The sequence below is a fragment of the Thiovibrio sp. JS02 genome, from assembly GCF_053485635.1.
Window position 1 is genome coordinate 2,938,605 of sequence record NZ_CM130715.1, and the last position, 25,803, is coordinate 2,964,407.

At 59.8% G+C, this 25,803-nt stretch carries 23 protein-coding genes; 10 read left to right on the forward strand and 13 right to left on the reverse strand.

All coding sequences use genetic code 11. The features are described from left to right. The first annotated feature begins 16 nt into the window (after positions 1-16). Genes ACUUL3_RS13480 through ACUUL3_RS13510 form a run of 7 tightly spaced genes read left to right on the forward strand, consistent with a single transcriptional unit; the run spans position 17 to position 3,937 of the window. A complete protein-coding gene (locus ACUUL3_RS13480; protein ID WP_448552150.1) occupies positions 17-316 on the forward strand; it encodes a YggT family protein in 300 nt (99 codons plus the stop codon). A 45-nt stretch (positions 317-361) separates the two neighbouring features. After that, entirely contained in the window at positions 362-1,288 is a 927-nt protein-coding gene (locus ACUUL3_RS13485; protein WP_448552152.1) for a DivIVA domain-containing protein, read from the forward strand. Further along, positions 1,285-1,587: a DUF167 domain-containing protein gene (locus tag ACUUL3_RS13490; RefSeq protein WP_448552154.1), complete on the forward strand. Its 303-nt coding sequence runs from the start codon at positions 1,285-1,287 to the stop codon at positions 1,585-1,587. The genes ACUUL3_RS13485 and ACUUL3_RS13490 overlap by 4 nt, the downstream gene beginning before the upstream one ends. Positions 1,588-1,606: 19 nt before the next feature. Then, a complete protein-coding gene (locus ACUUL3_RS13495) occupies positions 1,607-2,641 on the forward strand; it encodes a M28 family peptidase (RefSeq protein WP_448552156.1) in 1,035 nt (344 codons plus the stop codon). A gap of 28 nt (positions 2,642-2,669) precedes the next feature. Beyond that, entirely contained in the window at positions 2,670-2,870 is a 201-nt protein-coding gene (locus ACUUL3_RS13500; protein WP_448552157.1) for a DUF2905 domain-containing protein, read from the forward strand. Positions 2,871-2,899: 29 nt separating this feature from the next. Continuing rightward, positions 2,900-3,400 (forward strand): metallophosphoesterase family protein, encoded by a 501-nt coding sequence (locus ACUUL3_RS13505; RefSeq protein WP_448552159.1) that lies wholly within the window; start codon positions 2,900-2,902, stop codon positions 3,398-3,400. A gap of 48 nt (positions 3,401-3,448) precedes the next feature. Continuing rightward, positions 3,449-3,937, forward strand: a complete 489-nt coding sequence (locus ACUUL3_RS13510; RefSeq protein WP_448552161.1) for an HIT family protein — start codon at positions 3,449-3,451, stop codon at positions 3,935-3,937. Positions 3,938-3,961: 24 nt separating this feature from the next. Here the strand turns inward: ACUUL3_RS13510 and ACUUL3_RS13515 are convergent, their stop codons facing one another. Beyond that, positions 3,962-5,146, reverse strand: coding sequence for a class I SAM-dependent rRNA methyltransferase (locus tag ACUUL3_RS13515; RefSeq protein WP_448552163.1), 1,185 nt, complete (start codon positions 5,144-5,146; stop codon positions 3,962-3,964). 380 nt (positions 5,147-5,526) lie between these two features. On the opposite strand from ACUUL3_RS13515, the gene mutS reads away from it, so the two are divergent. Further along, positions 5,527-8,172 (forward strand): DNA mismatch repair protein MutS, encoded by a 2,646-nt coding sequence (gene mutS / locus ACUUL3_RS13520; protein ID WP_448552165.1) that lies wholly within the window; start codon positions 5,527-5,529, stop codon positions 8,170-8,172. Between the two features lie 16 nt (positions 8,173-8,188). Then, the gene (locus ACUUL3_RS13525; protein WP_448552167.1) at positions 8,189-9,997 is read left to right on the forward strand and encodes an N-acetylmuramoyl-L-alanine amidase; all 1,809 of its coding nucleotides are present in this window, start codon (positions 8,189-8,191) and stop codon (positions 9,995-9,997) included. Between the two features lie 45 nt (positions 9,998-10,042). Here the strand turns inward: ACUUL3_RS13525 and ACUUL3_RS13530 are convergent, their stop codons facing one another. The 3 genes from ACUUL3_RS13530 to ACUUL3_RS13540 all read right to left on the reverse strand — a co-directional run bounded on the left by ACUUL3_RS13530 (position 10,043) and on the right by ACUUL3_RS13540 (position 14,906). After that, the gene (locus tag ACUUL3_RS13530) at positions 10,043-12,013 is read right to left on the reverse strand and encodes an alpha-amylase family glycosyl hydrolase (RefSeq protein ID WP_448552169.1); all 1,971 of its coding nucleotides are present in this window, start codon (positions 12,011-12,013) and stop codon (positions 10,043-10,045) included. Between the two features lie 234 nt (positions 12,014-12,247). Further along, a complete protein-coding gene (locus ACUUL3_RS13535; RefSeq protein ID WP_448552171.1) occupies positions 12,248-13,333 on the reverse strand; it encodes an HD-GYP domain-containing protein in 1,086 nt (361 codons plus the stop codon). A 163-nt stretch (positions 13,334-13,496) separates the two neighbouring features. Next, positions 13,497-14,906 carry an FAD-dependent oxidoreductase gene (locus ACUUL3_RS13540; RefSeq protein ID WP_448552173.1) on the reverse strand — a complete coding sequence of 470 codons (1,410 nt, stop codon included), beginning with the start codon at positions 14,904-14,906 and terminating at the stop codon, positions 13,497-13,499. 269 nt (positions 14,907-15,175) lie between these two features. On the opposite strand from ACUUL3_RS13540, the gene ACUUL3_RS13545 reads away from it, so the two are divergent. Continuing rightward, positions 15,176-15,649 carry a chemotaxis protein CheX gene (locus tag ACUUL3_RS13545; protein ID WP_448552175.1) on the forward strand — a complete coding sequence of 158 codons (474 nt, stop codon included), beginning with the start codon at positions 15,176-15,178 and terminating at the stop codon, positions 15,647-15,649. 115 nt (positions 15,650-15,764) lie between these two features. On the opposite strand, the gene ACUUL3_RS13550 is transcribed toward ACUUL3_RS13545, so the two are convergent. From ACUUL3_RS13550 to recA, 9 genes are all read right to left on the reverse strand, one after another. Beyond that, positions 15,765-16,187, reverse strand: coding sequence for a F0F1 ATP synthase subunit epsilon (locus ACUUL3_RS13550; RefSeq protein WP_448552177.1), 423 nt, complete (start codon positions 16,185-16,187; stop codon positions 15,765-15,767). A 62-nt stretch (positions 16,188-16,249) separates the two neighbouring features. Continuing rightward, positions 16,250-17,671, reverse strand: coding sequence for a F0F1 ATP synthase subunit beta (atpD, locus tag ACUUL3_RS13555; RefSeq protein ID WP_448552179.1), 1,422 nt, complete (start codon positions 17,669-17,671; stop codon positions 16,250-16,252). A gap of 70 nt (positions 17,672-17,741) precedes the next feature. Further along, positions 17,742-18,614, reverse strand: coding sequence for an ATP synthase F1 subunit gamma (gene atpG / locus ACUUL3_RS13560; protein ID WP_448552181.1), 873 nt, complete (start codon positions 18,612-18,614; stop codon positions 17,742-17,744). Between the two features lie 15 nt (positions 18,615-18,629). Then, the gene (atpA, locus tag ACUUL3_RS13565; RefSeq protein ID WP_448552182.1) at positions 18,630-20,153 is read right to left on the reverse strand and encodes a F0F1 ATP synthase subunit alpha; all 1,524 of its coding nucleotides are present in this window, start codon (positions 20,151-20,153) and stop codon (positions 18,630-18,632) included. A gap of 4 nt (positions 20,154-20,157) precedes the next feature. Continuing rightward, positions 20,158-20,703: a F0F1 ATP synthase subunit delta gene (locus ACUUL3_RS13570; protein WP_448552184.1), complete on the reverse strand. Its 546-nt coding sequence runs from the start codon at positions 20,701-20,703 to the stop codon at positions 20,158-20,160. Next, positions 20,700-21,299, reverse strand: coding sequence for a F0F1 ATP synthase subunit B (gene atpF, locus ACUUL3_RS13575; protein WP_448552186.1), 600 nt, complete (start codon positions 21,297-21,299; stop codon positions 20,700-20,702). The genes ACUUL3_RS13570 and atpF overlap by 4 nt, the downstream gene beginning before the upstream one ends. Further along, a complete protein-coding gene (locus tag ACUUL3_RS13580; protein WP_448552188.1) occupies positions 21,300-21,725 on the reverse strand; it encodes an ATP synthase F0 subunit B in 426 nt (141 codons plus the stop codon). It lies immediately after the preceding gene. Positions 21,726-21,933: 208 nt separating this feature from the next. After that, positions 21,934-24,591 carry an alanine--tRNA ligase gene (alaS, locus tag ACUUL3_RS13585; protein WP_448552190.1) on the reverse strand — a complete coding sequence of 886 codons (2,658 nt, stop codon included), beginning with the start codon at positions 24,589-24,591 and terminating at the stop codon, positions 21,934-21,936. Between the two features lie 142 nt (positions 24,592-24,733). Next, entirely contained in the window at positions 24,734-25,768 is a 1,035-nt protein-coding gene (gene recA / locus ACUUL3_RS13590; protein ID WP_448556490.1) for a recombinase RecA, read from the reverse strand. Positions 25,769-25,803 lie beyond the last annotated feature (35 nt).

A 25,803-nucleotide genomic window follows, 5' to 3' on the forward strand; every position in this document is an offset into this window, starting at 1 on the left:
ACAAGCGAGGTTTCTCATGTTTGTCATCAGTAACTTTTTAGGCGCGCTGGCCACCCTGCTCGACTTTGCCCTGAGCGCCTACATGTGGATCATCATCGGCCGGGCCATCATCTCCTGGGTGAATGCCGACCCCTACAACCCCATTGTCCGTTTTCTTTACGAGGTCACCGAACCGGTGCTTGCCCGGATCCGCCGGGTGGTGCCGATTTTTGGCGGCGGCCTCGATTTTTCGCCGATGATCCTGATCCTCGCCCTGATTTTCCTGCGGAGCTTTCTGGTGCCGACCCTGCATCAGCTGGCGAGAACAGTGGGCTGATTGCATCCTGACTTTTTTCTCAACGCAGACACAAGGAGCCGAGACATGACACTCTCAGCGCAAGACATCCAGTCCCAACAGTTCCATGTCCGTTTTCGCGGTTTTGATGTCGAAGAGGTCGACGATTTCCTGGAAAAAATAGCCGCCTCTTTTCAGGCCTTGAGCGAGGAGAACCGCCGGCTCAAGGAACGGGCCGAATCCCTGGAAAAGGATCTGGCCACCTTCCAGAACCAGCATAAGGCCTTCCAGAATGCCATCGTCACCGCCCAGAGCATCGCCGACGGCATGAAGGAAAAGAGCAGGGTCGAGGCGGAGGAAATCATCGAGGCCGCCCAGGCGGAAGCGCGCAGGCTGCAAGACGAGGCAAACGGCGAAGTGGTAAGCCTGGAACGGGAGGTGGACCGCCTCACTGCCCTGAAATCTCAGATTCAGGAAGAGCTCCGCCAGCAGCTGAATGGTTATCTGGAAATGATCGACGCCGATTCCTTTTCCACGGCGAAACCCGCGGAAACCGCGCGCAGGGCCGCCATCCTGGCGGAAACCGCCAGGGCGGAGGTCTACGAATGCACGCCGGAACCAAACGAGGAGGAACCGGAAGAAGCTGCGCCGATCTTCGACTTTGCCGGGCAGGGACAGGAAGCGGTCGCGGCGGAAGAAGCGGAGGCGGATCTCGCCGACCTTTACGTCAAGGTCGATCTGCCGGAAGATACCCTGGACCTCAATGTTGCCGAAGAGGGCCGCTTTGCGCCAGAGGATATCGAGCTGCCTCCCCTGACCGAACCCGAGGATCTCCTGGCCATGACCGCGGAAGAGGAAGCGCCCGCCATCCCCGAGCTTGAAGGCGACATGATCTTCAGCCTGGAAGACCCCCTGGACGACCAGGAAGGCCCATCCATCTCCTTTGGGGAGGACGAGGAGAAGAAGAAAAAGAAGAATAAAGACGATTTCGATCCCTACGAATCGCCTCTATGAGTTTTCTGAAGGAGCGGGCGGACGGGACGGTGAGCATTGCTTTTTACGTGCAACCCAAAGCCTCGCGCACCCGCATCTCCGGCCTGCACGCTGATGCGCTCAAGCTCAGCATCACCGCGCCGCCGGTTGACGGCAAGGCCAACGAAGCGGTGATCCGCTTCGTGGCCAAGCTTTTCAAGATCCCGAAGTCCGCGGTGAGCATCGAAAGCGGGGAAACCAGCCGCAGCAAAGTCCTTCGCCTGCGCGGCGTTTCCGCGGCAGAGGCACAACGGCTGCTGCAACCGCTGCTGGCAGACTAGTTTGCCGACGGAGAGCCGGATGCGATTGCCCAAATTTCTTCCAGATGGCAATAGGGAATGGCTTTGGTTCGGCGGCCGCCTCCTCGCTCTGACCCTGCTCCTCGCCGGCTCCATGCTCTACTCGGTTCACATGCCCCTCACCTCCGCCCCCGGCCCCCTGCCGCCCCTCGGCCAGCCCGAGCTGGATCTTGCCCGACGGCTCAGGATCCATGTCCACCAGCTCGCCACCCGCATCGGCCAGCGCAATATCTGGACGCCCGGCAGCATGGAGGCGGCGGCCGCCTATATCCACACCACCCTCGTCCGGGCTGGATATGACCCGGCCCGGCAGGAATTTGTCTCCCATCGGAAAAACATCGCGAACATCGAGGTGGAGATCCCCGGGCGGAAGCGACCCGAAGAAATCATCGTGCTCGGCGCCCATTACGATACGGTGCTGAACAGTCCCGGCGCCAACGACAATGCTTCCGGCCTGGCCGCCCTCCTGGAGCTGGCCCGCCTGCTGCACGGCGCAGAGGTTGAGCGCACCGTCCGCCTGGTCGCCTTTGCCAACGAGGAGGCGCCCTTCTACTACAGCGACGAGATGGGCAGCCGCCACTATGCCCGCCGCTGTACAGAGCGGGGCGAACGGATCAAGGCCATGCTTTCCCTTGAAACCATGGGCTGCTACCGCGATGCGCCGAACAGCCAGCACTACCCCTTTCCCTTAAGCCTCTTTTATCCCGACACCGGCAACTTCCTCGCCTTTGTCGGCAACCTCCCCTCCCGACCGCTGGTCCAGCAAAGCATCAGGGCTTTCCGGCAGCATGCCCATCTGCCTTCAGAGGGCATTGCCGCGCCCGGATTCATCACCGGCATCGGCTGGTCGGACCATTGGTCCTTCTGGCAGGAAGGATACGAGGCCATCATGCTCACCGACACCGCCTTTTTCCGCTCCCCCCACTACCACACCGAAGGGGATACCGAGGAAAAACTCGACTACGAGAGGCTGGCCAGGGCGGTGGCGGGACTGGCGAAAACCGTTCCGGCCCTTGCCGGCCGGAACGACCCGTGAAACACGGGGCAACCAGGAGAGGCGTTCCATGCAGAAAACAGTGCTCCTTTTCGGTCTTTTCCTCGTGATGATCGGCCTGGCCTGGCCCTGGCTCATAAAGCTTCCCTTCGGTCGGCTGCCCGGCGACATCGTCATAGCCCGGCCCGGCTTCAAGCTCTACCTCCCCGTCACCACCATGCTCATCATCAGCGCCGGCTTGAGCCTCATCGCCTGGCTGCTGCGTAAATAAGCCTTGCGCCAATTACGGAACCAGGAGGAATGACTCCCTTGAAAATCGGCATCCTTTCCGACACCCACCTCGCCACCGCCACCGAGACCTTTAAAAAAACAGTGGACCTCTGCTTTCACGACGCGGAGATGATTCTCCATGCCGGTGATCTCACCGACCCTGCCATCCTGCAGGCCTTTGCCGGCAAGGAGGTGCATGCCGTTCATGGCAACATGTGCACCATTGCAGCCTGTCGGGCCCTGCCCACGAAAAAGGAGATCCGGGTCGGGGGATTTACCATCGGCCTCATCCACCGGCTTGGCAACACCTACGATTTTGAGGAACGGTTGATTGAGATCTTTCCGCAAGCCGACTGCATTGTCTACGGCCACACCCACAAACCGGTCTGCCATCGGCTGGGCGGCGTTCTCTACATCAATCCCGGCAGCTTCACCGGCACCGGCTATTACGGGGCCGGAGGCACCTTTGCCATTCTCGAGGTGGGCGAAACACTGCAGGCGCGGATTTATCAGCTGCAGACCCAACGCTGAGCCGGGGTCACCCCTTAATGGAGCGGCCCGCACCGGGTCGGACGAATCATGAAAAATCTCTGGACGCCCTGGCGCATGGAGTACATCACGGGAAAGGCCGGCAGAAAAAAAGAGTGCATCTTCTGCGCGGCGAAAAATCAGCCCCATTCTCTCACAGATCTTATCCTGTACCGCGATGCCGACCTCGCGGTGCTCATGAACCGCTTTCCCTATGCCAACGGCCATCTTCTCGTGGCGCCGGCCCGGCACCTCGCCGACCTCTGCGATCTTACCGCCGCGGAGAATGCGGCCATCGCCGCCATGCTGCCGCGCTGCGCCGCCATCCTGCGCAGGCACCTTCAGCCGGACGGCTTCAACATTGGTTTAAACCTGGGGGAGGTGGCCGGAGCCGGGCTGGCCAGCCACCTGCACTGGCACATTGTGCCGCGCTGGCACGGCGATCACAACTACATGACAGTGCTTGCCGAGGTCCGCGCCATTCCGGAGCACATTGAGGCCACCTTTGCCAGGCTGCTGCCGGCCTTTCAGCAAAGCTGAAAACAGGCCGGCTCCTTCCTTCAGTTAGTCACGCAGACAGATAAGGCCCTTGAGATAGGCGCCCTCCGGAAAGGAGAGGAGGACGGGATGGTCGCCACCCTGGGTCAGGGTTCCGACGATTCGGGCATTGATTCCGGCGTCCAGGGCCGCGCCGGCGACGATCTTTTGGAAAAGGCCGGCATCCACGCCGCCCGAACAGGAAAAGGTGAAGAGAAAGCCGCCCGGCTTGAGCAGTTTGAAGGCAAGCAGATTGATATCCTTGTAGCCCCTGGCCGCCTTCTCCACCTGGGCGGTGGTCGGCGCAAACTTGGGCGGATCGAGGATGATGAGATCAAAGGAGCGACCCTGATCGCGAAACTTGCGCAGCATCTTGAAGACATCGCCCTGGCAGTCCTCAAGCCGCGCAAGCTCCAGGCCGTTCATGGCCGCATTGCTCCGCACCCTGGCCAGGGCCTCGGCGGAAATATCAAGGGCGAGAACGGATTTTGCCCCCCCGGCCAGGGCGTTGACGCTGAAGCCGCCCGTAAAGCAGAAGCAGTCAAGCACCTCGCGGCCATGGGCCAGCTGGCGGACGCGCAGACGGTTATCCCGCTGGTCGAGAAAAAAGCCGGTCTTTTGCCCCCCGGCAACGTCGACCTGAAAGGTCAAGCCATTTTCGCCGGCAAAAAGCTGCGGCGGCAACTCCCCGTGCAGGAGGCCCACGGCGAAAGGCAACCCCTCCAGCTGGCGAACTTCGGCATCGGAGCGCTCATAGATGACGGCAGCGCCGGTTTCCGCCACAAGAAGCTCGACAATAAGACCTTTCCAGTATTCGGCCCCGGTGGTCAGGGCCTGCAGGATCAGGGCCTGACCATAGCGGTCGACGACCAGGCCCGGCAGGCCGTCTGATTCGCCATGGATGAGGCGGCAGGAATCGGTCACCGCCTCCAGGCCCAGGGCGGAACGGGCCGCCAGCGCGGCCCGGATCCGCTTCCGGAAAAAATCAGCATCCACGGCCTCGTCGACCGCAAAGGTCCATACCCTCGCCCGGATCTGGGACTGGGGGCTGTAGGCGGCCCGGGCCAGAAAATCACCACCGGCGGCAACAAGCTCCACCGTTTCCCCGGAGCGGGGAGTTCCCTCAATGCGTTGCACCGCCCCGGAAAAAAGCCAGGGGTGCCTGCGGAGAAGCGATTTCTCCCGTCCTTTTTTAAGTATTATCGATGCCATCGACATATCTTACCCACGCAAGAGGGAAAAATCCCTTTCTTTTTCTCCGCGGCCGCAACGGTCCTGCCCCGGCAGGGCCAGGCCTTGAATTCATATGCACCCGATTGTCCATGCCCATCCGGCCAAAACGACACAACGTAGCGTATCCACAGGACAATTTCCACCTTCAGCGCCCCGACTCCCGCGTCATCCGGCTTGACAATTGCGCAAAAACCGCCTATCAATGCAGATTACGCTCTAAATCAATGCATTGGAGAGGGGGCCGGCATCGGCGCCGACTCCGGAATCAGCATCCCCGCGCCAAGGCTTCTTCCCCCTTCGCAAAGCCCGGCAATGATCGATCATATCCGCAGGACAAAGCGGCTGAGCGCAGAAAACTTATGAGCACCCCATCGCCCGCCTCCGTAAAGGTCACCCCCATGATGCAGCAGTACCTTGAAATCAAGGCGCGGCATCAGGACGCGATCCTCTTTTACCGTCTGGGCGATTTCTATGAAATGTTCTTCGACGATGCCGTCACCGCCGCAAGGGTCCTGGGCATCACCCTCACCTCCCGCAACAGCAAGGATGACGAAAACAAGGTTCCCCTCTGCGGGGTGCCCTACCATGCCGTAACATCCTACCTGGCCAAGATGATCAAGGCCGGCTTCAAGGTGGCCATCTGCGAGCAGGTGGAAGATCCCAGGGAGGCCAAGGGGGTGGTGAAACGGGAGGTGGTCCGGGTGGTCACTCCCGGCCTGGTCACCGAAGAACAGCTCCTCGACGACAAGGAGAATCGCTACCTGGCCGCCATCTGCCCGAAGGGCAAGGTCTGGGGACTGAGCCTTCTCGACCTTTCCACCGGCGAATTTCTGGTGAGCGAGCTGGAAAGCCTGGCGTCTCTCCTTGACGAACTGGCCCGCCTGAACCCTTCCGAGATCCTGCTCCCGGAAGAACTTATGGAAGATGCGCCCCTCCGCGGCGAGCTCGCCCTCTTTCTTCCTCACGGGTGCCTGACGAAAAGGCCGGCTTCCGGCTTTTACCCCGAGGCCGCCCGCCAGAATCTTCTCGACCATTTCCGGGTAGCCAACCTGGCCGGCTTCGGCTGCGAGGAGTTGAAAGCCGGGGTGGCAGCGGCCGGCAGCCTCCTCGCCTACCTGCAGGAAACCCAGAAGGCGGATCTGAGCCATATCGAGCGCCTCACCCCCATCGAATTCGACAATGTCCTGCTCATGGACGACTCCTCGCGCCGCAACCTGGAACTGACCCAGACCATCATCGGCGGCAAACGGGAGGGTTCCCTCCTCGACACCCTGGACCTCACCGCAACCCCCATGGGCGCGCGGCTGCTGAAAAAAAGCATCCTCTTCCCGCTCCAGGAGGTCGCTGAAATCCGCAACCGGCTGGACACCGTGGAGCAGCTGCTTCTGGCTCCCCGTCTGCGGGAGGATCTGCGCGAGCTGCTCGCCAGGGTTTACGACCTTGAACGCCTGAACGGCAGAGTGGTCCTTGGCTCCGCCAATGCCCGTGACCTCACGGCCCTCAAGGTTTCCCTGGCCCAGCTGCCGCGGATACAGGAAGCCCTTGCTGGTTGCCCGGGCCTGCTTGCCGGAATCCGCGCCGAGCTGGACGCGCTGGCCGACATCCGCGGCCTGCTTGAGACAAGCATCCGGGAGGACGCCCCGGTCACTCTCCGGGAGGGAAATCTGATCAGGGAAGGGTACCATGAGGAACTCGACGAGCTGGTCAGCATCCTGCGCGACGGCAAGGCCCTGATTTTGGGGCTCGAGGCGCGGGAGCGCGAGCGCACCGGCATCGCCAACCTGAAAATCGGCTTCAACAAGGTATTCGGCTACTATCTGGAGGTGAGCCGCGGTCAGCTCGCCCATGTGCCCGAGGATTTCATCCGCAAGCAGACCCTGGTCAATGCCGAGCGCTTCATCACCCCGGAGCTCAAGGAATTCGAAGACAAGGTCAGCGGCGCCCAGGAAAAGCGCCTGGATCTCGAATACCGGCTCTTTGCCGCCATCCGCGCCCAGGTGGCCGGCCAATCCTCCCGTATCCTGAAAACCGCGGCCCACCTTGCCCAGATCGACTTTTTCTGCTGCCTGGCAGAGGCTGCCCAGAAATACCACTACACGAAACCGCTGATCACCTCGGACGAGGCCATCACCATCAGCGAAGGCCGCCACCCCGTGATCGAACGCGCCCTGCCGCCCGGCCGCTTCGTGCCCAACGATGTCCGCCTCGACCAGACCGGCGAGGAGGTGCTCATCATCACCGGTCCCAACATGGCCGGCAAATCCACGGTGCTGCGCCAGACGGCCCTGATCACCCTCATGGCCCAGATGGGCAGCTTCGTGCCGGCAGCCAGCGCCGAGATCGGCGTGGTGGACCGCATCTTCACCCGGGTCGGCGCCATGGATGACCTGAGGCGAGCCCAGTCCACCTTCATGGTGGAGATGAACGAGACCGCCAATATCCTCAACAACGCCACGGAAAAGAGCCTGGTCATCCTCGACGAGATCGGCCGGGGCACCTCCACCTTCGACGGCCTCTCCATCGCCTGGGCCGTGGCCGAAGAGCTGGTCAACAAGAACGGCAAGGGGGTGAAAACCATCTTTGCCACCCATTATCACGAGCTGACCGAGCTTGCCGCCACCAACCCGCGGGTAAAAAACCACCACATCGCCGTGCGCGAGTGGAACGACACCATCATCTTTCTGCACAAGCTGCTGCCCGGCGGCACCAACCGCAGCTACGGCATCCAGGTTGCCGCCCTGGCCGGGGTTCCGGCCCGCGTCGTTGCAAGAGCCAAAGAATTATTGCATAATATCGAGCAAGGGGAGTTCAACAGACAGGGGGAACCGCGGATCGCCACCTCTCCGAAAAAGAGGAAGGCCGATCACCCCAATCAGCTTTGTCTCTTTGGCGGGGAGTTACACCCTGTCCTGAAGAAATTGCAGGAGACCAACCCGGATGCCCTGTCGCCCCGGGAGGCTCTTGATCTCGTCTACGCGCTGAAAGGCCTGAGCGGGGTTGAGTAGCATGCAGGTGCACATTTTGCCAATCAAGAATTTCCGCATTTTCCTGACCCGGACGGCGGCCCGCAACCATACGGCGCGTCTGCTCCTTTCTTTCCTGATCTGCTTTCTGCTCTTCCCCTGCCCAATTTCGGCCAGGGTCGCGGGACAGCCCTCCCAGGATCAGCTCACGAAGCAGTATGCGCAGGCAAAGGCCTATTACCAGGGTCTGCGAAAAGGCGCCAGAAAAGAGAACCGCGAGAACTGGCTCACCTGCGTGACCGCCTTCCGCAGCATCTACAAGGCAGCGCCCGAACACGAAGTGGGGACGAAAAGCCTTTTCATGCTCGGCAAGGTCTACCACGACATGTTCAGACTCGGCAAAAACCCCTTGGATTTAAGCGAAGCCATCGCCTATTACGAGGACATCCCCACCCTCTTTCCCAAACACCGCCTTGCCGACGACGCCCTCTTTGCCCTGGGGATCATCCATGCCACGGACAAGAATGATCCCGGCAAAGCGGGCAAAATCTATGCAAAGATCATCGCCCTCTACCCGGATGGCGACATGGCGGCCGGCGCCAGCCGGCAGCTACAGGAGCTGAAAACCACGGTGGCAGCCCCTCCCCTGCCCGGCGAGGATGGCGGCGAGCCACCCGCCGTGATCACCATCACCCCGCAGGCGGCAAAAACCGTTACAGACCAGGAACAGCCTGAAGCGGCGTCAGAATCCGCGGCGGCGGGCTCGACCGGCAGGATGGCCACGGTGCTGCCGATCCGCCACTGGTCCAACAGCCGTTACACCCGGGTGGTCGTGGAAACCAGTGAGCCGGTCAAGTTCAAACACCAGCTTCTGCCAAGCAATGGGGATGTCCCCGGCCGCCTGTACATTGATCTGCAGGACAGCCGTCTCTGCGCAGACATAGAGAGGAATATCCCCATCCAGGACGGCCTCCTGCGCCAGGTGCGAAACGCCCAGTATGACCCCACCACGGTACGGGTGGTCCTCGATACCCAGACCACCATTTCCGACTACAAGGTGTTCAACCTCTCCGAACCCTCCCGGGTTGTCATCGACGTGATGGGCGGCGAAGAAAAATCGACGCCCAAAAACACGAAGGATGACGCGCTCTCCCTGGTGCGCCAGCTTGGCCTGGGGGTCAAGCGAATCGTCCTCGACCCCGGCCACGGCGGGAAGGATCCGGGCACCACCAGCCCCAGCGGCATGAAGGAAAAGGACATCGTTCTTGACGTGGCCCTCATGGTGGCGAAACGCCTCAGGGAAAGTCTGGGTTGCGAGGTCATCCTCACCCGCGATCGCGATGTCTTCATCCCCCTTGAGGAGCGGACCGCCATCGCCAATGCCAAGGAGGCGGACCTCTTCCTTTCCATCCATGTCAACGCCGCGCCCAGCAAGGAGGCGCACGGCATCGAAACCTATGTCCTCGATCTGGCCACCAACAAGGACGCCATGCGGGTGGCGGCCCTGGAAAACGCCACCTCGGCCCGCCAGGTCAGCGACCTGCAGTCCATCCTCATGGATCTGATGTACAATTCGAAAATAAACGAATCGCTGAAGCTTGCCGAGATTGTCCAGGACGAGATGATCACCGGACTCAACAAGCAATACCGACCAGTCAACAATCTGGGCGTCAAGAAGGCCCCCTTTGTCGTGCTCATCGGCGCCCAGATGCCCTCCATCCTCACGGAAATCGCCTTTTTGAGCAACCCTGTGGAGGAAAAGCGGCTGAAAAGCGGGAAATACCTTGCCAGCGTCGCGGACCACATCTCCTCGGGGATTGGCCAATACGTGCAGAACATGAATCTGGCCAGCAACTACCGCGATTGATCCGCTGTTCTTCAGAGCCCGCTTGCCCCGGCCGTTGACCACCCTTCACCCATAGATGACAAAGCCGGCCGGCGGCACGGTGATTTGCACCGCCGAGCCGTTTTTCGCCGCCACCGCCACGCTGCTCCCCTTTTGCGCCCCGTTCGTGGAGATGAGACAGCGCAGCGTATTTCCCGGCGGGTTGATGGTGCTGTCCACGGTCACCCAGACCGTGAGCACCCTTTCGGCGTCGGTGTTGATGGCGCAGAGGTATTCCGCCTCGGCAAAGATCCGCGACCAGGCAACGACCCAGCGCAGCGCATCGTTGATGGGCCGCGGATAGTGGAAGTCAGCCTCTTCGCCGCTGGCGGAAACCTGCCGCAGGTATTGCCGGCCCCGGCGCAGGGCGATGTGTTGCCGGGCGTTTCGCACCATGCAGAGTTCCTGCATGAAGCGGTAGATCTCGTGGGATTCGTTAAAGAAATGGCGGCCGCTGCTCTGCAGCGAACCGAACGGGCCGCCGAACATGCACTCGCGCAGAAACACATCGCTGTAGTCGGCATCATCGCCGCTACGGCGATCGGCGCCGTCAAAACCCTGTTCGGTTCCGTAATAAATGCAGGGAATGCCGGCGGTGGTCAGGTTGAGGCCAAGAGCAGCCCGCAAAAACCGGTATCCTTCCGCCTGGCCGCAGAAGCGGAACTTGTGTTTGACCCCCACCTGATCGTGGTCATCGAACAGGGTGATGATATGCCTGCCGAACCACTGGTGGGTGTGCTTGCTGTCAATCAGGCTGTTGTGAAAGAGATCGAAGTATCCTTCCTGCTCGTCGGTGCGCGGATCGCCCGGGCTACGCCGGCCCTTGGCGAGAAACTCAAGCTTGTCCGGGATGTCGTTGATGCCCAGGGCGGCGTCGATGCCGGTGGTGTTGACGATGTTCACCGCGTGCGCCCTGCCGCCGGTGATCTCGCCGATCAGGTAGAAGTTCTCCTTGCCCAGGGATTGGGCAAACTCATGGATGACATTGGTAAATACCCTCACTGCGCCCGGATCCATGTGCTTGACCGTGTCAAGCCGGTAGCCGTCAAGGTCGGCATAGGCGATCCAGAATTTATAGACCGCGGCAAGATCGATGAGCGTTCGCGAAGTACGGAACGCATGGATCCGCCGCAGCACATCCCAGGCCAGGGCTGGATCCTTGAGACCCCGGCCGTGATGGAGATCCTTGAGGGAGCAGAAATCCCCATCAAGAAACTCCGGAAAATCGTCCCAGCCGCGGATTTCACCCTGGCGGCTCCAGGCGCTCTCTTCCTGCAATTCGCGTGGCCAGACCGCGCCGGCCGGCCAGACGTCAGGGTGGGCGGCAAGGTCCACCGGCCCGAAGGGCAGGGTGCCGCCGTCCCCGCTGGCAAGCCGAAAACCCGCCACCGGCCACTGGCGCCCGTCGAAATAGTAATAGGGAACATTGCCCTGATAGGCAAAGACATCGCCGGCGTGATTGAGGATGATGTCGAGAATGACGCGGATACCCACCCCATGCGCCTCGGTGACCAGATTTCGCAACTCTTCCCTGCTGCCGAAGTGGGGGTCGATATCGAGAAAGTTCTGGATGCCGTAGCCGTGATAGTCCTGGCTGCCGGCAACCTGCCGGAATACGGGACTGAGCCAGATGGCGGTGACGCCGAGGCGGGAAAGATAGCCGAGCTTGTCCATGATCCCCGCCAGGGTGCCGCCGCACCAGCTCTTGCCCGCGGTAAACCAGGCGTTGCGCTCGGCCCTGCCGCCATCCCTGACGAGATGGAAGGGAGGGGTGGTCCGGCCCGTTGCCGGACCATGCACCGCCCTGTTCCGCCCATCGGCGAAACCCCCGAATTCACGACCGTCGGAGAACCGGTCGACAAGGAGGAAATAAAGTACCTGATCCTCCCAGGCGGACGGCGACGGGTAATAGTCTCGGTCCGCCGTGAGGGAAGAAAAATCGATCTCCTGCACGCTGCGCGCGAACCCGGCATGGGTGCTTTCATCATTGGCCGCCATGGCACACCTCCTTCCCTTTTTTTGGCAATGCCCCGGAAAAAACAGGGCACCTTCCAGGGCAATCCTGCTCCCCTTTCCTGAACCTCCGCGACTTCCCGGCCTTTCCCCAGGGCAGGCGGAGCGCTTTTTGGGTCTATTTTAGGTTAGGACTCAGTCCCATGATCAGCAAAGGCGGAAGGGAATGTCAAGAACTAAAACCGCGGGCGACTGATCGCGGCAGGTGAGGAATTGCGGCTAGCGCACCCGGTACAGCGGAGAGCCGTTGTCGCCGAATTGTTCCTTGATCCTGGCAAATTCAGCCTCCTGACGCAGGAAAGATGCCACCACCATGGGATCGAACTGTTTGCCGGAATTGCGGATGATCTCCTGCTGGGCCTCCCCATGGCTCAAGCCGAAGCTGTAACTCCTTTTGCTGGTCATGGCGTCGTAGGCGTCCGCCAGGGCGACAATCCTCGCGCAGAGCGGAATTTTAGTGCCGGCCAGGCCGTGGGGATAACCATTGCCATCCCAGCGTTCATGATGCAGCAAGGCAATTTCCTGGGCCAGAAACAGGTATTCCGATTCGGTATGGGAATACACTTCCTGGATAAGGCTGCCGCCGACCTTGACGTGATCCTGCAGGCAGCAGACCTCGGCGTGGGACAGCTTCTCCTCCTTGTGCAGCAATTCCACCGAGATGCCGACCTTGCCGAGATCATGGAGCGGGCTCACCCTGGCGATCTCTTCGGCCACCGACATGGTCAGGCCAAGCTCCGGCACGTTGGTCGCCAGATCCTTGGCAAGAAGCCGGGTGAAATGATAGATCCGATCCAAATGGCTGCCTGTTTCCTTGCTCTGCAGAGCCGCGAGCTTGGTGAGAAAGAAGATCAGCTCTTCGAATTTTTCGATCTTCAGCAACCGCGAACCGGTCGCCATGCGCAGGCACAGTTCCACCGGCCGAACCGGTTTGGTGAGAAAATCATCCGCGCCGAGGGACAGCGCCCGGACCAGGGCCTCTTCATCATCCCGTTGGGTCTGGACCAGGATGTAGATATAGTGGATCTGCCGCTTGCGGATCTCGGAAATCAGGGCAAAACCGTCGAGACGGGGCATCATGAGGTCGGTGATGACCAAGCGAATCTCCGGATCGTCCTGCAGCTTTGCCAGGGCCTCCTGGCCGTCCGCCGCCTCAATCACCGTGTAGCCCGCGTCGGTGAGATGCCGACGCAGGAAAAAACGCTGCATCTGCTCGTCTTCGACGATCAATACCTTTTTGCTCTTATTCCATGCAAAGGTGCAAATAACGTTTTCGCTCATCGCCGCCTCAAGTTTTTTTGCCACGGAAATCCACTAAAAAAGTATAGAACAGCTATTCCGATTAAGGCAACCAGTTCCCTTGCCCACTTTTGTTTTTGCCAGACCATGCGCAAAAAAAAAGGCCCGCTCCGGCGGTTGCCGGCTCGGGCCTTTACAGCGACTTCGCGGCTCTTGCAAAAACCGTAGCCTATTCGAGGGAAAACGCCTTCCGGCCTGCCTTGAGGTCCTTGCCCTCCAGGTAACGCCTGATGGACTCCGCGGCCTCCTTGGCCTGGTAAACGGCCTTGGCCACTGTTTGCGGACCGAGCACCGCGTCGCCGGCGGCAAAAATCCAGGGCTCGGATGCCTGCATGGTCATCTCGTCCACCTCGTATGTTCCCCAGCGGCTCAACTTCAGCTCCTGGCCCGCGCCAGGGGTTGTGGCATCCACATCCTGGCTGATCGCCGGAATGATGGCATCCGCATCGATCATGAAGTTGGAACCCTCCTTGGGCACCGGCCGGCACCGGCCAGAGGCGTCGCACTCGCCCAGCTCCATGCGGATGCACTCGATCCTGGCCAGTCTGCCGTTTTCGCCATGCACCTTCACGGGGGCGGCGAGCATCTCGATGCGGACGCCCTCTTCCTCAAGATGATGGATCTCGGCCTGGGACGCAGGCATTTCCGTCTTGGTGCGCCGGTAGAGGATGAAGACATTGTCCGAGCCGGTGCGCAGCGCGGTGCGGGCACAGTCGATGGCCACGTTGCCGCCGCCGACCACCACCACGTTCTTGCCCAGGTTCATCGCTTCGCCCACGTTGACTTTGCGAAGATAGTCGATCCCGTGCACCACGCCCTTAAGTTCTTCACCCTCGACACCGAGCTTTCTGCTCAGGTGGGCGCCGGGGCCGAGGAAAACCGCGGAAAATCCTTCTTTTTTCAGATCCGCCAGGGTCTTGTCCTTGCCGATGGTAACCCCGTTGACCACGGTGACTCCGCAGTTCTTCAGAGCCTCGAATTCGGCAGTGATGATGTCGCGGGGCAGGCGGTAAGCCGGAATGCCCACCGCCAGCATGCCGCCCAGAACAGGCAGGCTTTCAAAGATTGTGCAGTGGTAGCCCTCATGGGCCAGATAGTAGGCCACCGACATTCCGGCAGGCCCGGAGCCGACGATGGCGACCTTTTGGTCCTTGGGCAGGGCGCAGGGGTGCAGGATGTTTTTCTTGTTGGTCACCATCCAGTCGACGATGAAGCGCTCCAGCATGCCGATGGCCACCGCCTCGCCTTTCTTGCCGCGGATGCAATGCCCTTCGCACTGAAACTCATGGGGGCAGACCCGGGAACAGATCGCGGGCAGTGAATTGGTCTCGCGGTCCTTCCAGTATGCCTCCTCGATCCTGCCCTCCCGGAGCAGTTTGATAAAACCGGGGATGTCGTTATGGATGGGGCAGCCTTCGCGGCATTTGGGCTTTTTGCACTGCAGGCAGCGCTCTGCCTCAAGCATGGCGGTCTTCTCATCAAAACCGGAAACGACCTCCTCGAAATTTTTAATCCGCGTGCCCACCGGCAACTCCTTGGCCTGCTGGCGCGGTATCGCCATTCTTTCCTTGGTGTCCATCTCTCCTCCCTTGCGCAAAAGACAGAATCAATCGGTATAAATACTGATATTTTCGTGTGATAATGACCAGTTAGAATTAACCTTTCACTCTAATCTGTTTTGCTTTCCTTTTCATGCATAAATTCTTTTTTTCAGACCCCCGGACGGGAAAAAGAATTGCCGATACCTTTCCGGGCTGCCGGGAATGAACTTGACAATTCCGGCAGGATAACCCAATCTATTACTGTTCATTCAACATTTTCGCACTCACCCGGATCACGGAAATTACTATGAAGGCAGAATTTATAAATCCTTTTTTGCATGCCACCAAGAATGTTCTGGAAACCATGGCGCAAACGCCGGTAACGGCGCAAAAACCCAAGCTGAAGGAAGGAAAGGCTTCTTACGGCGAGGTAACGGGCATCATCGGCATGACCTCCGCCGACATTACCGGTTCCATGATCGTGAGCTTTTCGGAAAAATGCATCCTCAAGGTCGTGGCCAATATGCTGATGGAAGCGCCCAAGGCCAAGATCGACGATGAGGTGGTCGATGCCGTCGGCGAGCTGACCAACATGATCTGCGGCGGGGCCAAGGCCCAGCTTGCCAAGATCGATCACAAATTCGACCTGGCCACCCCCACCATGGTTGTCGGCAAGGGCGTCGAGATCTCCTACTACTCCGACGCCCCCACCATCGTTATCCCCTTTGAAACGGCGGACGGCACCTTCGTGGTCGAGGCAAATCTGGGCGAAAAGCGCTGAGTCTGGCAGCGCCGGCAAGGCCCGGTTTACCGGGCCTTGCGTCACCACAAAGTGCACAAAAAAAACCGCTCAGAAATGAGCGGTTTTTTTTGTGCACTTTGTGAATCCTTGCCAATCAGGAAGGCTTACGTCTTTCCGCGACCTTGAGACGGCTCAAGGCGCGCTGCAGGGCGGCTTCCGCCCTGGCCCGGTCGATCTTTTCTTTCTGGGCCACGGCCTCGGCCAGACGTTTTTCCGCTCTTTCCCTGGCCCGCATGGCGCGATCCACATCAATCTCAGCGCCACGCTCAGCAGACTCGACCAGAAAGGTCAGCTTGTTATTGGATACTTCACAAAAACCGCCACTCACCATCAGGGTTTCCTCCTGGCCGCCAATCTTGTAGGTCAGGACACCGATCTTAATAGTGCTCAGGAACGGAGCATGATTGGCGAGCACGCCGAATTCACCGCCGTAACCGGGAGCAGTGACAATGTCAACTTCCTTGCTCACCACGGCCCCTTTGGGAGTTACCACTTCCAACTTTAATTTTTCAGCCATTGGTAATCCTCTCATCCCTGCCGATCACTGCGATGAGCGACCGGCAGGTCAGTCACAGTTCCTTAAGCAGCAGCCTTCTCTTTGCTCGCCTTCTCGACAGCCTCTTCGATGCTGCCGACCATGTAAAACGCGGTCTCGGGCAGCTCATCGTGCTTGCCTTCGAGAATCTCCTTGAATCCGCGCACCGTGTCGGCAACCTTTACATACTTGCCGGCCATGCCGGTGAAGGTCTCGGCAACGGTGAAGGGCTGGGAAAGAAAACGCTGGACCTTACGGGCGCGGGTAACCAGCACCTGATCCTCTTCGGAAAGCTCGTCCATGCCAAGGATGGCGATGATGTCCTGCAGGTCTTTGTACTTCTGCAGGGTGGTCTGTACGCCGCGAGCCACCAGATAATGCTCCTCGCCCAGGACGTTGGGGTCGAGAATACGGGAGGTGGAGTCAAGGGGGTCAACAGCCGGGTAGATGCCGAGCTCCGCAATCTGCCGGGAAAGTACAACGGTACCGTCAAGATGGGCAAAGGTGGTGGCCGGCGCCGGGTCGGTCAAGTCGTCGGCAGGTACGTATACGCACTGTACCGCGGTGATGGAACCCTTATTGGTGGAGGTGATGCGTTCCTGCAGGGCACCAAGGTCGGTGGCCAGGGTGGGCTGATACCCTACCGCGGAAGGAATACGGCCGAGAAGCGCGGATACCTCGGCACCGGCCTGGGTGAAACGGAAGATGTTATCCACGAAGAAGAGCACGTCCTGTCCCTCTTCATCACGGAAGTACTCGGCGGCGGAAAGGCCGGTCAGCGCAACACGGGAGCGGGCGCCCGGCGGCTCGGTCATCTGGCCGTATACCAGAGCGGCTTTCGGCAGAACGCCGGATTCCTTCATTTCGTGGTAGAGGTCGTTACCCTCACGGGTACGCTCGCCAACGCCGCAGAATACGGAGATACCGCCGTGGTGCATGGCGATGTTGTTAACCATTTCCATCATGATAACGGTCTTGCCGCAACCGGCGCCGCCGAAGAGTCCCATCTTGCCACCGCGGGGGAAGGGAACCAGCAGGTCGATAACTTTGATGCCGGTTTCGAGAACGTGCACCTCGGTGTCCTGCTCGGTGAAGGCGGGAGCCGGACGATGGATGGCGCGCATCTTGTCGGAAGCGATGGGGCCCATGCCGTCAACCGGGCGGCCAACCACATTCATGATCCGACCAAGGGCCGGAGCGCCGCAGGGAATCTCGATGGGCTTGCCGGTATCGGTGCAATCCTGGCCGCGCACCAGACCATCGGTCTGATCCATCGCAACGCAACGGACAACGTTATCGCCAAGATGCTGGGCGACCTCGATGACCAGATTGCCGGCCTCATCGCTGATACCCTTGTTGGATACCATGAGGGCGTTCATGATCTCGGGCAGATTGCCCGCCTCAAACTCAACGTCAACAACAGGCCCGATGACCTGAACGATTTTACCTACTCTTGCTACACTCATTGGAAAGCCTCCTCAGCTTGTACTTACATTAAAAATCTATGTCAGCTGACGCATTCAGCCTCAATTCCGGTTACTTCAATGCCTCGGCGCCGCCGACGATGTCCATCAGCTCGGCGGTGATGCCAGCCTGACGCGCCTTGTTGTAGATGAGGGTCAGGTTGTGGATCATATCCTTACAGGCGTTGGTCGCGTTGTCCATGGCGGTCATTCGGGCCGCATGCTCGCTGGCGGAAACCTCCAGCATCGCATGGTACACCATGACGTTCATGTACAGCGGCAGGAGCACTTCCATGATCTCTTCGGTGCTCGGCTCATAGATGTATGAGCCGCCGGCGGAAGAGGCGCTGGCCGCCGCGGCCTCGGCCGCCGGTTGAATGGGCAGGAAAACCTGCTCGGCCGGACGCTGCACTGCCACGCTCTGGAACTTGCCGTAGACGATGCGCACTTCATCACTGCCGCCGGCCAAAAAGTTGGCGGCGATATCCTGGGCCACGGCCCGCGCATTGAACATCTGGAAGGTGCCCATGATGTCGGCATAACGCTGCCGAACCTTGCCGGTCTTCCGGAAAAAGTTGGCGCCCTTCTTGCCTACGCAGACCAGGGAAACCTTCTTGCCTTCGGCTTCAAAACGGGCCATCATCCTCTCGGTCATCTTCAGGATATGGGCATTGAAACTGCCGCAGAGTCCGCGATCAGAGGTGACCACCAGGATTTCCACGGTTTTGACCTCGCGCTTCTCCATGAGAGGGAAGGCGCCGGAATCCATGGCAGAAGAGAGATTGCCCATGGCCGCATTGAACTTCTCGGCATAAGCCCGGAAATCTTCCATCTTCTGTTGGGCGCCGCGGAGCTTCGCAGCGGCGACCATGTTCATGGCCTTGGTGATCTGTGAAGTTTTCTTCACGCCACCAATTTTCATTTTTACATCTTTTAGGCTAGGCATGAGACCTTACCCCCCTTATTTGAGGCCTTTGGCAGCCTTGAAAGATTCACCGAAAGCCTGCAGCGCACTCTTGATCTTCTCCTCAAGGGCCGCGTCGATGACTTTCTTCTCTTTCAGATCGTCATAGATGCTCGGCTGATTTTTCTCGATATAGGCATAGAGCTGCTGCTCGTAGTCGGCCAGTGTATCGATGGGCAGCTTGTCCAGGTAGCCACGGGTACCTGCATAAAGGATGCAGATCTGCTTTTCCATGGGCAGGGGCTGGTATTGCGGCTGCTTCAGGATCTCAACCAGACGGGCGCCGCGGGTGAGCTGGGCCTGGGTGGCGGCATCAAGATCGGAGCCAAAGCCGGCGAAGGCGGCGAGCTCGCGATACTGGGCAAGGTCGAGGCGCAGGGTGCCGGCAACCTGTTTCATGGCCTTGACCTGAGCGGCACCACCTACGCGGGATACGGAAAGACCGACGTTGATCGCCGGACGAACACCGGCAAAGAAGAGGTTGGGCTCGAGGTATACCTGACCGTCGGTGATGGAGATAACGTTGGTCGGGATGAAGGCGGAAACGTCACCGGCCTGGGTCTCGATGATGGGCAGGGCGGTCAGGGAACCGGCGCCCAGGGCGTCGTTTACCTTACAGGCGCGCTCCAGCAGACGGGAATGGTTGAAGAAGATGTCGCCGGGGAACGCTTCACGTCCGGGAGGACGGCGGAGCAGCAGGGAAAGCTCGCGGTAGGAGACGGCCTGCTTGGAAAGGTCATCATAGATGATCAGGGCATGCTGGCCGTTGTCCCGGAAGTACTCGCCCATGGCGCAGCCGGCAAAGGCGGCGACGTATTGCATGGGCGCCGGGTCGGAGGCGCAGGCCGCCACAACGGTGGTGTACTCCATGGCGCCGTGCTTGCGGAGCGCTTCAACAACCAAGGCCACGGTGGACTTCTTCTGGCCGATGGCCACGTAGATGCAGTGGACGTCGGTGTGTTTCTGGGCGATGATGGCGTCGATGCAGAGCGCGGTCTTGCCAATCTGGCGGTCGCCGATGACCAGTTCGCGCTGGCCGCGGCCAACCGGAGTCATGGCGTCAACCGCCTTGGCGCCGGTGTAGCAGGGCTCATGCACGGACTTTCTGGCGATAACACCGGGGGCGAGCACCTCTATCTTGGAGAAGTGCTTGGCGTTGATCGGGCCCTGGCCGTCAATGGGGTTGCCCACGCCGTCAACGACGCGGCCTTCCATCTCGGGGCCAACCGGCACCTCGGCGATACGACCGGTGCGTTTTACCTGATCGCCTTCCTTGATGTTTCTTACGTCACCGAGAACGGCGCAACCGACGTTGTCTTCTTCGAGGTTCAGGGCGATGCCGAGAATCCCGTGGGGGAATTCCAAAAGCTCCATCGCCATACACTTCTCGACCCCGTGGACACGAGCAATACCGTCACCTACGGAAATTACGCTACCGGTTTCGCTCAGATCAACCTTACTTTCGTAATCCTTGATCTGCCCCTTGATGATTTGACTGATCTCTTCGGCTTTGATCTGCATTTTATTATTCACTCCCCTTAATGGATTCTTTTAAACCGGCAAGTTGTGACTTGATGCTTCCATCCAGAACCAAATCACCGACCTTGGCGACAATCCCGCCGATAATGGAGGGATCAACCTGGGCCGTGAGTACGACCTGCTTGCCAGTTATTTTTTCTAAAGTTTCCTTGACCTTTGCGCTGAGCTCCGGGGTCAGCTCCATGGCTGAAACCACCGTGCCCTGGCACATATTTTTATCCGCGTCAACCATGGCCCTGAAAACTTCGGCCACGTCCGGCAGAATATCCGCGCGTTTTTTCTGAACCAGAAGCTTGAAGAAGTTACCCATAACCTGGGAAACCCCGGCTGAGGCCAGAATGTGCTCCATCACCTTCTCGCGAACTTCAACGGGGTACATGGGGTTGGTAAGGGCATCGCTCACCTCGGGAGTGCTGACAAAGAGCTCAGCCATGGCGCTCAAGCCCTTGCTGTAATCCTCAAAGGCGCCATCTTCCTTGCCGACCGCGAACAGCGCCTTGGCATACCGTTTGGCTAACACTGCGTTTTTCACTGGATACCTCCCACTTTTGCAAGAGAAGCTTCAACCATTTTACTCTGATCAGCAGGCTGAATGGTTTTCTTGAGCAGCTCTTCGGCCAGCAGCACTGCCTGCTCGGCAACCTCCGCCTTCAGCCGTTTTTTCGCCTCGGCAAGTTCAAAGGAAACAGCCATCTCGGCCTGGCGCTTGATATCACCGGCGGCCCGCTCGGCGTCGGCGATGATCTTGTCCTTCTCAACCTCGCCCTGCTTGACCGCCTCGCTGATGATGGCGCTCACTTCCTCATCGAGCTTGGCCAGCTTCGCCTCAGCCTCTTTGTACATCCGCTCGGCATCCGCCTTCCGGGATTCCAGGGCGTCCAACTGGTCCTTGATCCCTTCGCGCCGGCTGCTCAAACCGCTGGCAATGGGTTTGCGGAGAAAATAGACCAGGATGATCACCAGACCCGCGAAGTTCAGAGCCCGGTAGAGGAGATCCCACAACTTCGCGGGGGGAACCCCGCCGCCGCCGTGCGCCGCTTCGGAGGCAGACGCCACCGCGGCCAATGCCAGCAGAGCCAGGGTCGACAGGGATACCCGGCCCAGCGTTGACCAATTCACTTTTTTCATTTACAGAGCCCTCCCCAAAACTTTACTCGCCATCTCACTGGCAAAACCATCTATTTGCCCTTTCAGCTCGGACCGGGCCGCGGCAAATTGTTTCTCGATTTCGGCAAGCTGCCCCGCCTTTTCGGTATCAACCGTTTTGCGGACCCCGGCCAGCTTGTCGTTGCTTACCGCAAGGGCCGCGGCACGGGCGGCTTCATACTCTTTTTTCGCCTTGCCCCGGGCATCTTTGATCTTCTGTTCGAACTCCTCCAGACGCAACCCGGCATTTTTCTTGAACTTGTCGATGCTCTCGTCAAGACCGGTGATTTTTTTCTGGCGCTCCTCCAAAATCGAGCGGATCGGCTTGTACAGGACGGCATTCAGAATGACAATAAGCAAGAGCATATTGACAATCTGAATCAGCATGGTCAGGTCGATGGTAATCATTCCTAGCTCCCGTTTCTCTTGGTGAATATGTTAAAAAGCCTTAATTTTGCACGCGAAATGAATGAGCGTTCATTAACAAAGGAACGGTTCTAATCGATATTTTTGGGCATGTCAATAATTTTATCCCGCACTCTTTTTCACTTTCTTTCCCTGGGTACAAGTACCGATTGAATTGCGTAACAAATTCATTTTTCGCAAAAATATATTATTAAGCAAATCCTTTAGCATCCTGGGCCGCGACAATCCCGGGCACCGCTTTCAGGGCCTCGGGCAATTTGTCGATCATGGTGCCTCCGGCCTGGGCCATGTCCGGCCGCCCGCCGCCGCTGCCGCCCACCAGAGCCGCGACCTCTTTCACGATCCGACCGGCGGGAAAACGCTTCTCCAGATCCTTGCTGACGATGGCCAGCAGGCTGACCTTGCCCTGGAACTCTCCGCCGAGCACGGCGATGCCGCTGCCCATCTTCTCTCGCACCTTGTCGCCCACCTCGCGCATGGTTTTCGGAGAATCAATGACAATGCCGGCGGCAATTACCTTCACCCCGCAAACATCCTCCGCTCCGGCCAGCATGCTGTCCAGGTCATTGACGGAAAGGTCGGCGGCGAGCCGGCTCACCTCACGCTCCAGCTCCTTCTGCCGGGCCAGGATTTTTTCAAGCCTGGCGCCAAGTTCGTCGGGCGTTGTTTTCAGCTTGGCGGCAAGGGCGGCAAGCTGCGCCTCAAGCTGCTGGAAGCGCTCCATGGCGGCAGGACCGGTCAGCGCTTCGATGCGACGGACGCCGGCGGCAACCCCTCCCTCGGAGATAATCTTAAAAAGGCCGATCTCGCCGCTGGCGCCGACATGGGTGCCGCCGCAAAGCTCCTTGCTGAACTCGCCCACCGAGACGACACGGACGCTGGCCTCATACTTTTCGCCGAAAAGGGCGGTGGCCCCTCCCTTGATCGCCTCTTCCCGGTCAAGAACCGCGGTGGCGACCCTGGCATTGGCGCGGATCTCGTCGTTGACGATCTTTTCCACCTTTGCCAGTTCTTCGCGGCTGAGCGGAGAAAAATGGGTGAAATCGAAGCGCAACCGCTCCGGGCTGACCTGCGAGCCGGACTGCTTGACATGTTCACCCAGCACCCTGCGCAGGGCGGCCTGCAGCAGATGGGTGGCCGTATGGTTGTTGGCGGTACGCTGCCGCTTGCCCTCGGCCACCTTGAGCTCCACCTTTTCCCCCAGGCCGAGACTGCCTTCGACGATCTCGGCCTGATGGAGAATGAGGCCGTCCCCCACTGCCACCGTGTTCTCCACCCTGGCCTTGCCGTGGGGGCCGATGACCATGCCCCGGTCGCCGACCTGGCCGCCGGATTCGGCGTAGAAAGGCGTTTCCGGGCAGACCACCGAAACCTTTTCCCCGGTGCCGGCCTGCTCCATGCTGGCGCCGCCGGCGCTCACCAGACCGACGACATCAGCGGTCAGCTGCCGGGTGTCATAGCCGACAAACTTCACCCTGAGCCCCTTGTCCAGCAGGGCACGGATCCCTTCTCCCATCTCGGCAAGCGAGGTGGCCTTCCACGACTTCTTGGACTGCTCGCGCTGCACCTCCATGGCGGCGTTGAACCCAGTCTCATCGGCCAGCATCCCCTTTTCGATGGCGATATCCTTGACGATGTCCACCGGAAAGCCATAGGTGTCGTAGAGCTTGAAGATAAAATCGCCGGGGACCACGGTCTGCCCGGCTTCCGTCAACCGCTTCATCTCCTGGCTCAACATGGCAAGACCATGGTCCAGGGTTTCCAGAAAACGGATCTCTTCGTTATGGACCACCTTGGCCAGCAGTTCCCGCGCCTCGGCGAGATGCGGATAGGCCCCGCGCATCTCGCCGATGACCGCCTCGACCACAGCGGCCAGAAAGGGCTTTTTCAGGCCCAGGCTGCGACCGAAGCGAATGGCCCGCCGCATGATCCTTCTCAGCACATAGCCGCGACCCTCGTTTGAGGGCAGCACCCCGTCGGCGACCAGAAAGGTGGTGGCCCGACTGTGATCGGCAATGACCCGTAAAGCAGTATTCACGGCGGCGTCCTGGCCATATTTGACCCCGGCGCTTTCGGCGATGGCGGTGATGATGGGGGTAAAGAGATCGGAATCGTAGTTGGTGAACTTACCCTGGGTCACCGCCGCTATGCGCTCAAGCCCCATGCCGGTATCGATGCTCGGTTTGGGCAGCCTGGTCATGGTGCCGTTCTCGTCCCGGTAGAACTGCATGAAGACCAGATTCCAGATTTCCAGGAAACGGTCGCAATCGCAGCCAAGCTTGCAGTCAGGCCTGCCGCAGCCGGCGGCCGCGCCCTGGTCGATGTGGATCTCCGAACAGGGGCCGCAGGGACCGGTGTCGCCCATGGCCCAGAAGTTGTCCTTTTCGCCCATGCGGACGATGCGGCCGCAGGGCAGGTCCTCCACCTTCTCCCAGAGGGCAAAGGCCTCGTCGTCGTCATCAAAAACCGTAACCCAGAGCTTTTCCGGGGAAAGCCCCACGACCCTGGTTAAAAAATGCCAGGCATAATGGATGGCATCCTTCTTGAAATAATCGCCAAAGGAGAAGTTGCCCAGCATCTCGAAAAAGGTATGGTGCCGGGCGGTATAGCCGACGTTTTCCAGGTCGTTGTGCTTGCCGCCGGCGCGGACGCAGCGCTGACAGGTGGCGGCGCGCACATAGTCACGCTTGTCCTCGCCCATGAAGACCCTCTTGAACTGGACCATGCCCGCGTTGGTGAAGAGCAGGGTCGGGTCGTCGTGGGGCACCAGGGGGGAGCTCTCCACCACCGTGTGGCCCTTGTCGGCAAAGTATTCCAAAAATTTCTTGCGTATCTCGTTTCCGGTCATTGCAGCCATCCTTATCCTGTAATCAAAAAAAGCCAGGCGCCTGCCGGGGCTGGCCTGCCTTTGCTCTCTGCCCTCAAAACTGCAAAGCGGGATGCATTGCATCCCGCTCCAATAAATCGTGCCTGGCCTGCGGCCTCTTTTGTTATTCGCCGGAGGCCGGCGCCGGCTCCTTCGGTTTTTCGCCGGGCAGTGGCAGTCCATAGCCGAGCCGCACTTTTCTTTCAAGGTCGTCGCACATTTCCGGATGCTCCTTCAGAAAGACCTTGGAATTTTCGCGGCCCTGGCCGATGCGTTCGCCATTGTAGGAATACCAGGCCCCGGACTTCTCGACGATGTTCTGGTTCACGGCCAGATCGAGAAGATCCCCCACCCGGGATGCGCCTTCGCCGTAAATGATGTCGAACTCGGCTTCCTTGAAGGGAGGGGCCACCTTATTTTTAACCACCTTCACCCTGGTGCGGTTGCCCACTGCGTCCTGGCCGTCCTTGATGGCTGCCATCCGCCGGATATCAAGGCGCAGGGAGCTATAGAACTTCAAAGCGTTGCCGCCCGTGGTGGTTTCCGGGTTGCCGAACATGACGCCGATCTTCATGCGGATCTGGTTGATGAAGATGATCGCGGTGTTGGTGCGTTTCAAAACGCCGGTGAGCTTGCGCATGGCCTGGGACATGAGGCGCGCCTGCAGGCCGACGTGGGAATCGCCCACATTGCCGTCGATCTCCGCCTTGGGGACCAGGGCGGCCACCGAGTCGATGACAATGACATCCACCGCGCCGCTGCGGATGAGGATCTCGGCGATCTCCAGGGCCTGCTCGCCGTAGTCGGGCTGAGAAACGAGCAGATCGTCGACATTGACGCCGAGCCGCTCGGCATAGCCGATGTCGAGGGCGTGCTCGGCATCGATGAAGGCGGCGCTGCCCCCGGCTTTCTGCGCCTCGGCGATGATATGCAGGGCCAGGGTGGTTTTACCCGAGGATTCCGGACCGTAAATTTCGGTGATCCGACCGCGAGGAACCCCGCCGACGCCGGTGGCGATGTCCACGCTCAGGGTGCCGGTGGAGATTACCGGCACCGCTTCCCGCTCGTCGGTGCCCAGCCGCATGATCGAGCCCTTGCCGAACTGCTTCTGGATCTGGAAGATTGCGGTATCGAGGGTTTTGCTTTTTGCTTCGGCGATGGCCATGATCGGGCTCCTCAACATGAAGTAACAGG

Bases quoted from the DNA above. Each gene is read 5' to 3' on its own strand.
- ACUUL3_RS13495 (WP_448552156.1), top strand. From the start codon at position 1,607: ATGCGATTGCCCAAATTTCTTCCAGATGGCAATAGGGAATGGCTTTGG.
- atpA (WP_448552182.1), bottom strand. From the start codon at position 20,153: ATGCAGATCAAAGCCGAAGAGATCAGTCAAATCATCAAGGGGCAGATC.
- atpF (WP_448552186.1), bottom strand. From the start codon at position 21,299: ATGAAAAAAGTGAATTGGTCAACGCTGGGCCGGGTATCCCTGTCGACC.
- ACUUL3_RS13540 (WP_448552173.1), bottom strand. From the start codon at position 14,906: ATGGACACCAAGGAAAGAATGGCGATACCGCGCCAGCAGGCCAAGGAG.
- atpD (WP_448552179.1), bottom strand. From the start codon at position 17,671: ATGAGTGTAGCAAGAGTAGGTAAAATCGTTCAGGTCATCGGGCCTGTT.
- alaS (WP_448552190.1), bottom strand. From the start codon at position 24,591: ATGACCGGAAACGAGATACGCAAGAAATTTTTGGAATACTTTGCCGAC.
- ACUUL3_RS13515 (WP_448552163.1), bottom strand. From the start codon at position 5,146: ATGGCATCGATAATACTTAAAAAAGGACGGGAGAAATCGCTTCTCCGC.
- ACUUL3_RS13550 (WP_448552177.1), bottom strand. From the start codon at position 16,187: ATGGCTGAAAAATTAAAGTTGGAAGTGGTAACTCCCAAAGGGGCCGTG.
- ACUUL3_RS13510 (WP_448552161.1), top strand. From the start codon at position 3,449: ATGAAAAATCTCTGGACGCCCTGGCGCATGGAGTACATCACGGGAAAG.
- ACUUL3_RS13505 (WP_448552159.1), top strand. From the start codon at position 2,900: ATGACTCCCTTGAAAATCGGCATCCTTTCCGACACCCACCTCGCCACC.
- mutS (WP_448552165.1), top strand. From the start codon at position 5,527: ATGAGCACCCCATCGCCCGCCTCCGTAAAGGTCACCCCCATGATGCAG.
- ACUUL3_RS13530 (WP_448552169.1), bottom strand. From the start codon at position 12,013: ATGGCGGCCAATGATGAAAGCACCCATGCCGGGTTCGCGCGCAGCGTG.
- ACUUL3_RS13580 (WP_448552188.1), bottom strand. From the start codon at position 21,725: ATGATTACCATCGACCTGACCATGCTGATTCAGATTGTCAATATGCTC.
- ACUUL3_RS13545 (WP_448552175.1), top strand. From the start codon at position 15,176: ATGAAGGCAGAATTTATAAATCCTTTTTTGCATGCCACCAAGAATGTT.
- ACUUL3_RS13500 (WP_448552157.1), top strand. From the start codon at position 2,670: ATGCAGAAAACAGTGCTCCTTTTCGGTCTTTTCCTCGTGATGATCGGC.
- ACUUL3_RS13480 (WP_448552150.1), top strand. From the start codon at position 17: ATGTTTGTCATCAGTAACTTTTTAGGCGCGCTGGCCACCCTGCTCGAC.
- ACUUL3_RS13490 (WP_448552154.1), top strand. From the start codon at position 1,285: ATGAGTTTTCTGAAGGAGCGGGCGGACGGGACGGTGAGCATTGCTTTT.
- atpG (WP_448552181.1), bottom strand. From the start codon at position 18,614: ATGCCTAGCCTAAAAGATGTAAAAATGAAAATTGGTGGCGTGAAGAAA.
- ACUUL3_RS13485 (WP_448552152.1), top strand. From the start codon at position 362: ATGACACTCTCAGCGCAAGACATCCAGTCCCAACAGTTCCATGTCCGT.